The sequence below is a fragment of the Spiroplasma corruscae genome (assembly GCF_002237575.1).
In the GTDB taxonomy this organism is placed as follows: Bacteria; Bacillota_I; Bacilli_A; order Mycoplasmatales; family Mycoplasmataceae; genus Spiroplasma_A; species Spiroplasma_A corruscae.
On record NZ_CP022535.1, the window covers coordinates 182,117 to 197,981 of the forward strand.

At 25.7% G+C, this 15,865-nt stretch carries 11 protein-coding genes; 7 read left to right on the forward strand and 4 right to left on the reverse strand.

Annotated features, from left to right (window positions below):
- The 7 genes from polA (at position 1) to SCORR_RS00940 (ending at position 9,118) form a co-directional block, all read left to right on the forward strand.
- A complete protein-coding gene (gene polA, locus SCORR_RS00910; RefSeq protein ID WP_094048219.1) occupies positions 1-2,688 on the forward strand; it encodes a DNA polymerase I in 2,688 nt (895 codons plus the stop codon).
- A 13-nt stretch (positions 2,689-2,701) separates the two neighbouring features.
- The gene (gene mutM, locus SCORR_RS00915; protein ID WP_211279183.1) at positions 2,702-3,535 is read left to right on the forward strand and encodes a DNA-formamidopyrimidine glycosylase; all 834 of its coding nucleotides are present in this window, start codon (positions 2,702-2,704) and stop codon (positions 3,533-3,535) included.
- A gap of 152 nt (positions 3,536-3,687) precedes the next feature.
- The gene (locus tag SCORR_RS00920; RefSeq protein WP_094048223.1) at positions 3,688-4,938 is read left to right on the forward strand and encodes a DnaD domain protein; all 1,251 of its coding nucleotides are present in this window, start codon (positions 3,688-3,690) and stop codon (positions 4,936-4,938) included.
- The gene (locus SCORR_RS00925; protein WP_094048225.1) at positions 4,938-5,837 is read left to right on the forward strand and encodes a DnaA ATPase domain-containing protein; all 900 of its coding nucleotides are present in this window, start codon (positions 4,938-4,940) and stop codon (positions 5,835-5,837) included. Before SCORR_RS00920 ends, SCORR_RS00925 begins: the two co-directional genes overlap by 1 nt.
- A 117-nt stretch (positions 5,838-5,954) precedes the next feature.
- Positions 5,955-6,968: a type I glyceraldehyde-3-phosphate dehydrogenase gene (gap, locus tag SCORR_RS00930; protein ID WP_094048227.1), complete on the forward strand. Its 1,014-nt coding sequence runs from the start codon at positions 5,955-5,957 to the stop codon at positions 6,966-6,968.
- Between the two features lie 94 nt (positions 6,969-7,062).
- Positions 7,063-8,259: a phosphoglycerate kinase gene (locus SCORR_RS00935; protein ID WP_094048229.1), complete on the forward strand. Its 1,197-nt coding sequence runs from the start codon at positions 7,063-7,065 to the stop codon at positions 8,257-8,259.
- 88 nt (positions 8,260-8,347) lie between these two features.
- The gene (locus SCORR_RS00940) at positions 8,348-9,118 is read left to right on the forward strand and encodes a hypothetical protein (RefSeq protein WP_094048230.1); all 771 of its coding nucleotides are present in this window, start codon (positions 8,348-8,350) and stop codon (positions 9,116-9,118) included.
- 21 nt (positions 9,119-9,139) lie between these two features.
- On the opposite strand, the gene SCORR_RS00945 is transcribed toward SCORR_RS00940, so the two are convergent.
- The 4 genes from SCORR_RS00945 to SCORR_RS00960 all read right to left on the reverse strand — a co-directional run bounded on the left by SCORR_RS00945 (position 9,140) and on the right by SCORR_RS00960 (position 15,761).
- Positions 9,140-10,066 (reverse strand): hypothetical protein, encoded by a 927-nt coding sequence (locus SCORR_RS00945; RefSeq protein ID WP_094048232.1) that lies wholly within the window; start codon positions 10,064-10,066, stop codon positions 9,140-9,142.
- Positions 10,067-11,368: 1,302 nt separating this feature from the next.
- On the reverse strand, positions 11,369-12,379 hold the full coding sequence (locus tag SCORR_RS00950; RefSeq protein ID WP_094048234.1) for a hypothetical protein: 1,011 nt from the start codon (positions 12,377-12,379) through the stop codon (positions 11,369-11,371).
- A gap of 63 nt (positions 12,380-12,442) precedes the next feature.
- Positions 12,443-13,981 (reverse strand): APC family permease, encoded by a 1,539-nt coding sequence (locus tag SCORR_RS00955; protein WP_094048236.1) that lies wholly within the window; start codon positions 13,979-13,981, stop codon positions 12,443-12,445.
- A 1-nt stretch (position 13,982) separates the two neighbouring features.
- On the reverse strand, positions 13,983-15,761 hold the full coding sequence (locus tag SCORR_RS00960) for a ribonuclease J (protein ID WP_094048238.1): 1,779 nt from the start codon (positions 15,759-15,761) through the stop codon (positions 13,983-13,985).
- Positions 15,762-15,865: the final 104 nt, after the last annotated feature.

The window sequence follows — 15,865 nt, forward strand, 5'->3', positions numbered from 1 at the left end:
ATGAAAAAGTATTTATTAGTAGATGGGAACTCTTTATTATTTAGAGCTTTTTATAGTTCGTTTGGAAGAGTCACTTTAACTACAACATCGGGACAACCAACAAACGCAGTTTACTCATTTATTAATATGTTATTTAATATTAATACTAATAATAATTATGATTGTATTGTTGTTGCTTTTGATAAAGGAAAAAAAACCTTTAGACATGATAAGTTGCCAACATATAAAGATGGTAGACAAAAGACACCTTCTGAATTAGTTACACAGTTCCCTATTGTTAGAGAGTTTTTATCAAATGCAAATATTAAATGATATGAAATAGACAATTATGAAGCAGATGATATTATAGGAACACTTGCTAAAAAGTTGGAAAATGAAGATGATGTAATTGTGCATATATTAACTAGTGATCAAGATATGTATCAATTAATAACAAAAAAAGTATTTGTACTAGCACCACAAGTTGGTACTAGCGATATCTTAATTTATGATGAAAGTAAGCTTCAAGAAAAATGAGGAATTAAACCATATCAAGTATCTGATTATAAGGGACTAAGAGGTGATCAGTCTGATAATATAAAGGGAGTAGTTGGTATTGGTGAAAAAACAGCAAAAGAATTATTGAATGAGTATGATAATATTGAAAATATTTATCAGAATATAGAGTCTATAAAAGGGGCGAAAAAAGAAAAATTAATCAACGGAAAAGAAGATGCTTATCTATCTAAAGAAATAGCGACCATATTCTCTGATGTTGATCTTGATTTTAATTTAGAATGTACAAATATTGATTACAACTCTTTAAAAACTTTTTTTCAAAAGTATGAAATGCAATCTCTGGTAAAAAAATATTGTCAAAATACTCCTAATATAATAAAAGAGACAAATTTAGATTATAAAGTTCTAAATAAGTGAGAAGAAAAATATAGTTGTGATGAAAATTCAATCTATATTGAATTACTTAATGACAACTACCATATGCCAGACATTATCGGAATAAGTATTTCAAACATCAAAGGAAACTTTTATTTAAATCTTAATAGTAGTGAAGTTGATATTTTTAACTGAAATAAACCACAATTAGATGAGTCTTTTCAAGAATTTATATTAAGTAAAAAATTTTGTAGTTATGATATTAAAAAAACAATAACATCATTAAAGAATATTGGATATAAAATAAATTCAAGTAATTTTACTTATGACATGATGTTAGCTACATATGTACTTAACTCAAGTATTAAATCAACTTTTGATTCACATTTATTATTTTTAAAACCCGATTCAGAACTTAAAACCTTTGATGAAGTATTCGGTAAGGGAGCTAAAAAAACAAAGGATGTAAACCCAAAAGATAAAGAAGTATATCTTGTTGAAAAGTCTATTTTTATAAACGAACTAAAAAATGTAGTAATAGAAAAACTTATAGCTTCAGAACAATTCGAACTTTATGAATTTATGGAGCTTCCTTTTTCAAAAGTCCTTATAGATATGGAAAACGAAGGAATTCTAATTGATACAGAAGTATTAAAAAGACAAACGGAAGATATTATTTTACTAATAAATAGTTTAGAAAAAGATTTAAAAAATATATTTAAAAAAGATATTACCGATGATTTTAATATTGGTTCACCGAAACAACTTAAAGAATTATTATATGTTAAGTTAGGGTTGCCCGACTTAAATAAAGGAAGCACTGACAAGGAAACTCTCGAAAAACTAGTACAATTTAACCCAAGTATAGAGAAAATTTTGTTAATAAGAAAGTATCAAAAGTTATATTCTACTTATTTAAAAGGTTTTGAAAAGTATATTTATTCAGATAAAAAAATTCATACAATATTTAATCAAACTTTAACATCAACGGGAAGATTAAGTTCTATATACCCGAATATACAAAATATATCCATAAGAGATGAAATGCAAAGGGAGTTTAGAAAAATATTTATTTGTGATGAAGATTACATTTTCTTAAGTTTTGACTATTCTCAAATTGAGTTAAGGGTATTAGCAGATGTTGCTAATGTAAAAAATTTGATTGACTCTTTTAAATCTGGTAAAGATGTTCATGAAGAAGCAGCAAAAAAAATATTTAAGATTCCCGATAATGAAAAAGTTAGTTCTGAAATGAGAAGAATAGCAAAAACATTTAATTTTGGAATATTATATGGATTAAGTGACTTTGGTTTGTCAAAAGATCTTAATATTACAATGAAAGAAGCAAAAGAGTATATTAAAAGTTATTATGAATCATTTCCGGAAATACTTGATTTTAAAAAAGATGTTATTAATTTTGCTAATTCTGAAGGATATGTCAAAACTATGGCAAATAGAAGACGATATATTTATGAGTTACAAAGTTCAAACTTCATGATAAAGCAGTTTGGAGAAAGAGCAGCTGTAAATGCGGTTATACAAGGTACAGCTGCTGACATCTTAAAAGTCGCAATGATCGAAATTTGAGAAATACTCTTAAAAAATTTCACCGAAGCCAAAATGGTAGCGCAAATACATGATGAAATAATTTTTAAAGTTAAGTCAAATGAAGTAGATAAATTGATTCCTGAAATAGAATATATAATGTCTGCAGCATATAATAAAATTTTAGATAAATACAATCATTGTAGATCATCGAGAGTTAGTTTAGATGTAAATTATAGTATAGGTAAGAATTGACTTGACCTAAAATAAAAGAGGAATAATTATGCCAGAATTACCAGAAGTTGAAACAGTCGTAAGTATTTTAAAGAAGAATGTAATAGGGAAAATAATTAAAAACATTTCAATTTTATACCCTAATTTAATAAAAACAGATATTTTAGTTGATGAATTTAAAAATACATTAATTAATAAAACAATACTTGATATTACTAGAATTGGTAAATATATAATTTTTGATTTAGGAGATTATGTTTTAATTAGTCATCTTAGAATGGAAGGTAAATGATTTTACATTAATGATTTAAGCTTAGTTAGCGAAAAACATATTGAGGCGATTTTTAGTTTGGATAATGGTTATTATTTGATATATGATGATACTCGTAAATTTGGTACTTTCAATTTAGAATTAAAAGATGAATATAAAAAAATAAATCCTATTGTAAAAATAGGTCCTGAACCTTTTAATGAAGCGGTTAATGGTATATATTTATTTGAATTAATGTCAAAATCAAATAAATATATAAAAACAATACTTTTAGATCAAACTAAAATTTCAGGTATTGGTAATATTTATGCTGATGAGATATTGTTTGATGCAAAAATACATCCTGAAAGCAAAACTAATAAACTATCATTAAATGCATATAATAATATATACGAATCTAGTAAAAAAATACTTAGAAGAGCAATAGAACTAGGTGGGTCTACAATTAGTACTTACAAGGCAGGACACGGCATATCTGGTAAGTTTCAAAATGAGTTAAAAGTTCATTTAAGAAAAAATGAACCGTGTTTTGTTTGCAAAACTAATATTATTAAAATTAAAGTAAATGGCAGAGGAACATATATATGTAGTAATTGTCAAATATTGTACTAACATGTGGATAACTTAAATTACCCTTGTAAACATTGGTTTAAATAAAAAAGTTATTAACATTTTTATTTAAAATTTTTAAATATTATTAAATCTATTCTATTTAAATAGATTTAAACATAATATTAATTTATATAAAGCGGAGGGTATCAGTCGTGAATTTTTATGAATATAGAATATTCCTTAATAATATAATAGATCGTCCTAGTTCTAAAGTTTTAACATATTTATATCAACCTATTGTAGGAGTAGAAGCTATTACTATATATAAAACCCTATTAGAGGAAGGGTTGATATTGAAAGAACTTAAAAACTATAAATTCAAACTAAATAGACTATTTGTTTTAATAGGATTAAAAGAAGAAGAATATTTCAAGAATATCAAAAAGTTAGAAGCAATAGGGCTTTTAAAAACATTAATAAATGTTAAAAAAGAGTACTATGTATTTAATCTAAATTCACCATTAGAACCTTCACTATTTTTTGAAAACGAAACACTTAACAATCATCTATATAAAAAGCTTGGTAATTATGATTATGAAGTATTAAGATTTATTTTTAGGGATGATAATAAAATAATTACTTCAGAAAGTGAATGCGTTGATATTTCTTCTTCATTTACTGATGTATTTGATATTTCAAATCTTGGTATTGATCTATCAAATAAATCTTTTTTAAAACCTAAACCATCAAAATTGTTTACTCTTAATGAAAAGGATTTGAATGATATAATAAATAATTTGGAAAAAAATGGAGTTACTTGTGAGTTAGGAAAAGAATTAATGTACTCATGATTAAATGAAATATTTCTACTTTATAAAATTAGTAAGGATTTATTTATTAAGTTAGTAGTAAAAGCAGGTTTAAAAGTAATAACAAAAAATAATAGAACCATTATAAATAGTCTAATATTAACTGAACTAAAATATAAAAATAACTTATTGAGAAATCAATTATTTGACGTAAATGAGAGTATGATTGAAAAAAGAAATATTAAAGTAAAAGAAATGGAAACAATTAAATGCGACTTATATTTAAAAGCTTTGATTAATGTAGATAATTTATTAACTTCTCAAAAAGACTTATTAAGAGAATTAACAATGAAATATAAATTAAGAGATGGAGTTATAAACTGTTTATTAGAGTTTTCATATTTAAAGAATGAAAAGATAATTGTAGCAAATTATATATATAAAATAGCTCGATCATTAAATGAAAATAATATTAAAACAGCTGAAGAAGCTATGGAATATCTAATAATAGCTCATAAAAACTCAAGAGTTTTAAAAAATAATATCAAAGATAGTGATGCATTATCAATCAATAAAGAGGTAAAAAATATGGGTTATGAAATAAAAGTAGAGAATGATATTAAAGTAGACTTATCTGGTTGAGGAGATTTATAATGAATGATGACTTAGTCAAGAAATTTAAGTCTAACCCAAAACTTAAAGTTTTAATAGATAAGTATGACATAGATGATAGCGTCTTACAAAATAATTCATCTATAATTCAGGAGTTTTTAAATGATTACACTTATTGTAATTCTGATGAACCGTTAGTTGATTGCAAACAAGCAATAAAAGGAGTACAGCAAAAGTTGTTATATAGAAATAAACTTTTTTATATAACAACAGAGAAATGTAATCATTGATTATTTGAAAATAAGTATTATAAAATTGATAAAAATATAATTTATTGTGATTACGATAAAAGAGAAATTAGACAAACAATTGGTGACTATATTGAACAAACTAAGCTAGTTGGTTGTGATGCAAGTATTATAAAGTTCTTTGAAGAGTTTAAAAAAACATTCAACAATAAAATAATGAAAGGTTTTTATTTATATGGAAAACCCGGTATTGGTAAAACATTTTTGTTAAAGTTGTTAGCTAATACTATGGCGACAAAGGATAATAGGGTTATTTTTGTTTCCGTTAATAAGTTCTTAAAGATCATTAAAGATACTTTTAATAACAACTATCATGATGATGCAAATTATTTTTATGATAAGTGTTGTGATGTTGATGTTTTAATATTAGATGATATCGGCGGAGAAGTTGTAACAGATTGAAGTAGAGACGAAATTTTATTTGGTTTATTAAACTATAGAATGGAAAAAAATTTAAGAACATATTTCAGTTCTAACTTTTCATTAATACAGTTAGAGGAAAATTATCTTAATAAAAAAGCTGTCAGTTCTAAGTTAAAAAACTTTGACCTAATAAAAACAAGAAGATTTACCGAGAGAATCAAAGCATTGTCTTATGTAATTAATATAAAAGGTGAGAATAAAAGATATTAATGGAATTTTTTCCATTATTATTTTTTTTATTAAAATATATAGAAAAAATTATATTATATCTAATATAAAGTCTTTATTTTAGGGTGTAAAATATGAAAGTGAAAGGAAATTAAAACAATGAAAAAATTAGCGATTAATGGATTTGGGAGAATAGGACGTTTAGCATTTAGACAACTATTCGAAATGAAAGACATAGAAATAGTAGCAATTAATGACTTAACAAGTTCTGATGCACTTGCTTACTTATTGGAGTTTGATTCAGCGCATGGTCAATTTATGCCTGGTAAAATTAGTTCAAAAGAGGGGGCTATTATTGTAGACGGAAAAGAAATAAAAATTCTTGCCGAAAAAGATGCATCACAACTTCCTTGAGGAAAATTAGGAATTGATTTAGTAATAGAATGTACTGGATTTTATGTTTCTAAAGAAAAATCACAAGCTCACATAGATGCTGGAGCTAAAAAAGTTATAATTTCAGCACCTGCAACAGGAGACTTAAAAACAATAGTATTCGGAGTTAACCATAAAGAATTATCATCAAGTGATGTAATTGTTTCAGCAGCTTCTTGTACAACTAACTGTTTATCACCAGTAGCAAAAGTGTTAGATGATAATTTTGGAATAGTTAGAGGATTGATGAATACAATTCATGCGGTAACTAATGACCAAAAATTATTAGACTTACCACACAGTGACTTACGTCGTGGACGTGCTGCTGCTTGAAATATTGTTCCAAGTAAAACTGGTGCAGCAGCAGCAGTTGGTAAAGTTTTACCAAAATTAAATGGTAAATTAGATGGATTAGCATTACGTGTGCCTGTTATTACAGGTTCAATTGTAGACTTAACTGTTGAATTAAGTAAAGAAGTAACTGTTGAATCAATAAATAGTGCTATTGAAAATGCAGTTAAAAATGATGCAGATTTAGGTCAAGCATTACAATACTGTACTAAACAAATAGTTTCTCAAGATGTTGTATCATCAAAATATGGTTCAATATTTGATGCAACATTAACAAAAGTTATGACTGTAGATGGAAAACAATTAGTTAAAGTATTCTCATGATATGATAACGAAAACTCATTTACTTCACAATTTATCCGTACAATTAAACATATGTTAACTCTTTAATTAATACAAATAAGCATATTTCTTTTAATTCAATTAATTATTTAGTTAAAAGGGTATGCTTTTTTTGTTAATTAAAAATCGAAAGGAAAATTATATGAAAAAAACTTTAAAAGATGTAAATGTTAGTAATAAGACAGTTCTTGTAAGAGTAGATTTTAATGTACCTATCAAAGATGGTGTTATAACTGATGATAATAGAATTAGAGCAGCATTGCCAACAATAAATTACTTAATTGAAAAAAATTCAAAAGTTGTTTTATTTTCACACTTAAGCAGAATCAAAGAAGAAGCAGATAAAGCTAAAAAATCATTAAGACCTATTGCAGAAAAATTAGAAGAATTACTTGGAAAAAAAGTATTTTTTGTAGATCAAACACGTGGAAAAGAACTTGAAAATTCAATTAACAATTTAAAAAATGGTGAAGTTTTATTATTTGAAAATACAAGATTTGAAGATGTTAAGGATAATGAAGTCGTTAAATATGAGTCAAAAAATAATGAAGAACTTGGTAAATACTGAGCAAGTTTAGGAGATTTATTCGTAAATGATGCATTTGGTACAGCTCATAGAAAACATGCATCAAATGTTGGTATAGCTTCAAATATATCAGAAAGTTGCGTTGGTTTCTTAGTTCAAAAAGAGTTAGAAATGTTAGCTAAAGGAATAGATAATCCAGAACATCCATTCATAGCTATAATTGGTGGAGCAAAAGTTTCAGATAAAATTGGTGTTATAGATAATTTATTAACAAAGGCAGACAAAATTATTATTGGTGGTGGAATGGCTTATACTTTTTTCAAAGCACAAGGTCATTCAATAGGTAAATCACTATGTGAAGAAGATAAAGTTGAACTTGCAAAAAGTTACCTAGAAAAATCAAATGGAAAAATAGTGCTTCCAGTTGATTCAGCAACTAATAACGAATTTAAAGATAGTCCTGCAAACTTTGCTGGTCTAGATTTACCAGAAGATCAAATGGGATTAGATATTGGTCCAAAATCAATTGAATTATTCCAAGATTTATTAAAAGGTGCTAAAACTGTTGCCTGAAATGGACCTATGGGAGTATTTGAATTTGAACATTACAAAAAAGGTACTGTTGGAGTGTGTGAGGCAATCGCTAATTTAAAAGATGCATTTACTTTAATTGGTGGTGGAGACTCAGCTGCAGCAGCAATTCAGTTAGGTTACAAGGATAAATTTACTCATATTTCAACTGGTGGTGGAGCATCTCTTGAATACATGGAAGGAAAAGTACTTCCAGGAATAGACATTATACAAAATAAATAATAATAAAAATAAAACTTGCATTGCAAGTTTTTTTTGATGTTTATTCTAATATATAATTAAATTAATGTTCTAACTTAAAGAGGTGTATATGAAAATAAGAAAAATTGATAATACTTATTGAGTCAAAAATATATTTGTAGATTCTAATTATTTGTATTTAACAAACTCAGAACCGAATAAGAGTTGTTTTTTAGGGAGAATACCATTGGTTATTTTAAAGGAAAATCTTAAAATTAAGAGTGATTTAGAGAGATACTTTTTATCAAACCCTAATCCTATGGAGTTTGATGCAGTTTTAGGAGCTAATAGTGACGTTGAAATTATTTATAATTCAGATAAGTATATACAAAATTTTTTTACTATTGATAAAAACAATTACATTACATTTATTGATAATGAAAATAATATAAAAACAATTGGTTATAATGGGTACAATATTGAGAAAATAAAAGATTTCTTATTCCTTAACAAAATAAAAGATGATTGCGTATTTAAAAATAAGAATAAGATATTTTTATTAAAGAAAGATGACTATATAAATATAGATGCTGTTAATATTATTTATATAAATAATCAGTATATTATTCAAGATTCATTGGAAAAAATATCTATTTATGACTTAAATTTTAATTTTGTAAAGTATATCGAAAAAAGTAATGAATTTAAAAAAATATATTTTTTAAACAAAAAAAATATATTAATATCTTTTCTAAATAATAATAAAACATATATGTATAATTTAGATACAAATAAAAAAGAAATATTTTGTGATTTCTTCATTAATAGAGCAGTATTAGTTAATGAAGAATTGTTAATAGCTAAGTCAAATATGAATGATAACCTTTATTTTATTGAATAAAAAAAAACCAAATTGGTTTTTTTATCTATTCATTTCATAATTTCTTTGTTTTTCAGATAAATTTGTATATACTCCGTATTCGAAGCTATCGCTTTTGGCCCATAGACCTTTGATTGTTTTAATTATAGTGAATATAATAAATAGTTGCATTGCTATTCTTAAAGGAGCAAGTAATGCATTTATAAATGACATACTATTTCCTCTTCTACCAACAAGGTCTGAAATAATTGTAATAATTGATCATATTGAAATTATTATTTGAATCATAAGAATTATAGTAGCATATATCATATTTATAGTAGCAACTAAATTCATAAAAGTATATTGTGATCCTTTTTTGTTTCATGCTTCCTTTGAGTTTGGCAATGCAAACAGCATTATATTTAATACTCCTCAAAACATCATTAATCCAATAACTGAATAAAATATAATACTTATTTGATTTAACTCATAACCTAAATTAATTGCTTTAGTAAATAATAAATAAAACGCTAATCCTCCTAGTGGAGCTATCAAAGCATTAAATCCATAACCTTTTGATATTGTAAATTTAGGACTAATTGTTGATTTCACATTAACATTAGGCATTTGAGCTAATACAATTGGTGTGAACACACCTCCAACTGATAATGAGAAAACCGCTAATATTCAACGGTTATTAATAAGTGTATCATCATCTGATTTTCTTATAAAGTTTATTAGAAATGCACAGTAATATATATTACCGATTGATACAAAACCAATAAATCCAAATAAGATAGGAATATATTTAGCATCAATATTATCAAAAATATTTTTTAAGTCTTCGCTCGATACACCTTGCTTAAATGTCATTTGTAACAAATAAATAAGAGCACCTATTCCAAAAACTCCTGCAATAATACCAAATATATTTGCTATTACAAGCATGAATCTAATAGAACCCATAGATCTTCCAGTTCTAACCATATTTTCACCTCCTAATGTTTATATTAACATTTATTTAAGTAAAAAATGTTTCTAAATAAAGTATTCTACCAGATTTTATATGCTTAATAAGCAATTATGCTACATTTAAAGTTTAGTCTTAGGAGCTTGTGTGAAAGGACAGCTTTATACTTAATAAACATTTAAAATAAAATTGATAGATACCTATTAAATAAATTAATAGTAAAGAAAATTTGAGCAACTACTTTGGTGTTCTAAGTATATATGTAAAATTTAAGAGTATAGACTATTTAGCATATTGTTTTATATTTAAAAAATAATGATAAAGTATTAAAAATAAAATTAATATAAATGCTATAGATCAAGTTATAATACTTTGTAATGAAAGTATTTGACCTTCGTACGTTTATTTATTAAAGATTTTAGAAACTAAGAGTTGGTTATAGCACTAAGAAATATAATAAAAGAAACTAGCAAAACCATATTTACAATCAATAGAAAAATGGAAATAATTTAAATTAAGACATAGTACTTAGATTTAATAATTTATTTACATATTAATTTATCACATATACTTATTTTAAAAAATCAACATCCAACTTAAAAAGAACAAAACTTCGATGTTGATGCATTAAATTATGATTTAATAAAGTGTTTAAAATAAATATAAAATTTAAAGACTATATTGAAGCTTGTAATCAATTGCAATTTACTTTTATTTTTAAAAGTACTACACAAAAAATTTTAAATAGTAAAATAAAAATTATGTTTAATGTCATTAGGAAAGTGCTATATGCTGTAACAAAATGATTTATAATAAAAAAACAATAGAACAAATGAAGATTTGATATCATTTCTTTCATTACTTATTAAGGAAAATTATAATTATTTTTTACTCATATCAATTATTTAATAAGTTATTTTGAAGATTAAAAATATTAATATCGTTTTCTTATATAGATCAACAAGAATTTTTATAATTGTTTAAGCATTTATTTTGATGATGAAAAATATTTGTTATTTTAAGTTTTATCCATTTTATTTAAAACCTAAAACAAAAGTTTCGAATTTAAAAAATAAGATATAAATTTTATTATTCCATTATGAATTATGTTTTTACTTTATTGAAATTATCGATACATTAATCTATGTAGAAAAAGTAATTGTCTATAAAAAAGACTATGTTAAAAATGCATAATCATAAAAGATTAGTAACTAATCTTTCTTTAAAAATAAAAAAACAAGAAGTGTTATTAAATTCTTGTATTTAATGTCATATTTGCTTATTATTTAAAGTCGCTAATAAAGTATTATATCAAACTTTTATTTAGCATCATTTTTCAATAATATATAAAATTCACCTTGAACTTGAGACTTAGATGTTATTTTTGCATAAAAATAATCTCTATTTATTCCTGCATTATTATCTGTAAAAGCATCTCCTACATCAAATTTACCATCAGGTGTTTCTACATAGTCAAAAATCGTTTCAAGCTCAATGTTTTCTCCACCTAATTTATCTAAAGAACTTAATGACTCAACATCACAAATTGTTTTAATATATTTCAATATTTGATATTGGAATCTTTGTTCATCAATTGTATTTTTATATTGTTTTAAAATAATACCCACAATGTTTGATGTAAAAATTATATTTGAACTAAATTCTGTATCTTTATGTTTGATGCTTGCTACATAATATATTGTTAAATCGAATGTATTAACAAGGATACTTTTTATGTCATTTAAATTTGTAAATGGTTTATACGATTCGATTCCATAAATTCTAATATTGTTTTCTTCCTTCTCGCCATCATTATCATCTTTATAAGTAATATCTAATAATACATTAATATAATATTGAGTTCCATAAATGTTATTATTATGTTTTTCAATTATTATTTTATGTTTAAGACTAGTTATCTTATCCAACTTTTTATTTAAGCTAGTAAATACAGTATTTAATCTATCAGTGTTTTTTGTGTCCAAGTTCTTTCTGTTATTCTTAAAATTGGTCAGTACTGAGTTAATTTTAAAATCATTTGTATCATATTTATCTAGAATATCAAATAGTTTTTTTAATTCAACATCTTTGAAATTTTTATCTAACTCATCGCTTTCAACTTCAGCTTTTCATATTGCTCCTACTTTTATAAATTCTAAATCATCTAAATTAAGCATATTAAAATCAAGATTCATATCAAGTTTTTGTTGCTTAGTAATTTGTGGAAGTTTTTCATCTTTAAAAACTTTATTCTTGTAACTAGACACAAAAGGAGTGGTTGAACCAGTTAACCCAAGTGTAGTCAAACATATTGCAAGTAATTTCTTCATATAACTCCTTTTTATAATTATAACATTTATATGATTATGCATAAAAAAAAGCATAAAATGCTTTTAATTATCTTTTTGTAAAACAATTGTGAATAACTTTTCGTATTCTTCTAACTCCTTCATTTCTATTTCATTATCCTTAATTTTTTCTAATACTTTTTTATTATATACAAAGTAAAGTAAAAGAGTTATTACTATTAATGAGAATATATATATTAATTGGAATGAACTTGACAGAATTGATTGAATATCATTACTTTTCATAAATCCTTTTAATAGATCCGTAAAGTACATAACAAAGAAGAATGTTAGTAGAAGCATGGTTATGCATCAACCGACGTATTCTCAAATTCTAACTTTTATTTTTTTTCTAATACCTTGAACAATTGCGGTTGGTATTACTAGATAATAAATTGATAGCAATAATATTGACGCGACGTTTGCTATAGTACCATAATTAAATGGTGAAGGTTGCTTAATGGTTCCTTGTACAATATCAGGAATAAACAAGAAGAAAAATCCAGTTATTGATATTATTAATATTGTAGTTATAACACCAGCAACTGGTACATTTTCTTTATTTTCTTTTTTAAATTTTTTTGATATAAATCTTTGTGATGATAATGGTTCTAATACAGCTCCACCAAATAGAGTTACTTGTAAAGATGAGTTAAATCTCATAAGAACTGTACAGATTATTATTAATCAAGGTCCAAAGTTTTGAAGAAATCTACTATCAAATTTTTTAAAAACTTGTAGATTAGGGTTACCAATAAATCTATCGTTAACCGCAAACATAATTATCAAACTAAATAGGATATAAAATATTGTTGTAACAATCATAATTACTATTATAGCAATAGGCATGTTTCTGCTTCTTTTTTTAATATTCTTACCAGTTGATATAAATGTCTCTATTCCAGCGAATGCAAAGAAAACAGTTGTAAAAGTTTTGCTAAATGAACCAAAACTTAGTTTTGAATTGCTTATGTAATAGTCTAGACCTGATGATTCACTTGTGAATCCAGCTGCTAGTCCAAAAATCATAATTGAAATAGTTATTCCTCAAGTTAAATATGCTATTACTACAGAAACGTATTTATATTTTTTAATTCCAAAAAATATGATTGTTCCAGCGAACATATATAATCCAAATGCAATCAAGTCAAGATATAGACTACCTCAAGGTCCTCAAGAACCTCAAGAACCATCTTTGTTATATCCAACTAGATTATTGTCTCCGCCATCAAAATTTTGACGTACCATTGATACAATAAGTCCCATTCCAATTAATGGAACTACGGAATAATTCATTATTCCCATTAATAAACCTCAGAACTTACCAAATGCAGTTCTGACATATTGACTTCCACCACCATTTGCTTGGGGATGATATTTTACAAGTTTGGCAAATGCTCACGCACACATAAATGCAACAGCACCTTCCAATATAAATATCCAAAGTATATGTATACCAACACCATCCGCTTCATTTGAAGCGACTACTGTTGAGAAACTTGCAGTAAATGTTATTCCTGCAATAAAACTTACTCCTATTCATATAAGTGAAGGAAGGCCAACCTGATCTTTCTTAGTTTTCATACTATTTATTTTCAGCCTTTCTGTTTAGTATGACTGGTATAATTAAAGGATTTCTTCTCTTACATCTAAAAATAAAAGGAGATAATGACTCTTTAATTGAGTTTTTAATAGCACCAAAGGTAGGTTTGTTAGAATTAAGAACTGTAAGAACAGCATTGGTAACTATATTAATTGCTTCAGCAATCACATTACCACTTTCTCTGACATAAAAACTTCCTCTTGATACTATTCTTGGTTGTGAAGATAATTTATTAGTTTGTGAATCTATTGAGATTATTACAGCCATCAAGCCATCGTGACTTAATATATTTCTCTCTCTTATGACGTTGCTAGCCTTACCAGTCATATCCTTACCATCAATGAAAATTGCATCAGCTGGAACTCTCTTTCCCAATTCAGCTGTACCATTGTGTAATAAAATTTGATCTCCGTTAGCAACAACAAATACATTATCTTTTTTTACATTAACAGAACTTGCAGTTTCTCCATGCGTTTTAAGCATTCGATACTCTCCATGCATTGGCATAAAGAACTTTGGTTTAAGTAAAGTAAAAAGTAATTTTTGCTCTTCTTGACTTGCATGTCCTGATGTATGTATTTTATTTTCGCCACTGTTTTCAATAACGTTGGCTCCAATTTTTGTTAAATTATTGACTACATTTTCTACGTCTGCTCTATTACCTGGAATAGGAGATGATGACATAATCACTGTATCTCCTGGAATTATCTTAATTGTTTGGTGTTCCAGTCTAGAAATTCGTGAAAGCGCAGCCATTGCCTCTCCTTGACTTCCAGTACACAGAATCATAATCTGATTTTTTGGGTAATTGTCAATTTCATTTGGTTTAATAAACATTTTGTCATTAATATTCAAATGACCAATTTGTCTAATGATTTTTATAATTCTTTCAATACTTCTTCCAATAACTATTATTCGTCTACTATATTTATTAGCTAATTCGATAATGTGTTGTAATCTATGGACATTAGAAGCAAATGAAGCAATTATTATACGCCCTTTAGCTTTTAAAAAATGTACATCGATATTTTGAATTATTTTTTTCTCACCAATTGTATATCCTTCAACTTCTGCATTAGTTGAATCAGCCATTAAAAGTTGAATACCTTCGTTACCTCATTGAGACAATCTTTGGATATTTGCATTATGACCCAATGGAGTTCAATCGAATTTGTAATCTCCAGTCGAAAAAATAGCTCCATTAGGAGTATCTACATAAATTCCAAATGCATCAGGGATTGAGTGGTTTACAGCCGCAAACTCTAATCTAAAGTATTTTGTAGCATATACATCATTTTCAACATATTCTTTAACTACAGTTTTATTTTGTAATTTAAATTCTTTCAAACGATCTCTAATTAAAGCTGCTGCTAATTCAGGTGCATATATAACTGGTACATCAACCTGTTGCAATAAGTAAGGAATACCTCCTATGTGGTCTTCGTGACCGTGTGTAATGAATAGTCCTTTTACTTTTTCATTATTTTCAACAAGATAACTAAAATCTGGTATAACTGCAGTAATACCTAATTGAGTATTATCTGGAAACTTTACACCAGCATCTAAAATTATAATCTCATCGTCATGTTCAATACAATATGTGTTTTTTCCTACTTCTTCAAGTCCACCCAAAGCAAATACTTTAGTAGGGTACTCAGAGTACGCAACTTTTTTTCTTTCTGGATTTTTATTATCTTTTAATTTCCTAACCTCAATTTTTTTTTCTAAATTAGTTACTATATTTTCTTTATTATTTTCCATTTTATTCCTTTCGATTTTAAATATATTATTTATACAAGTAATATTTTTCAAGAGCATTTTAAATATTATAACAAAATAAAAAAATTAATCTATTATAATACATT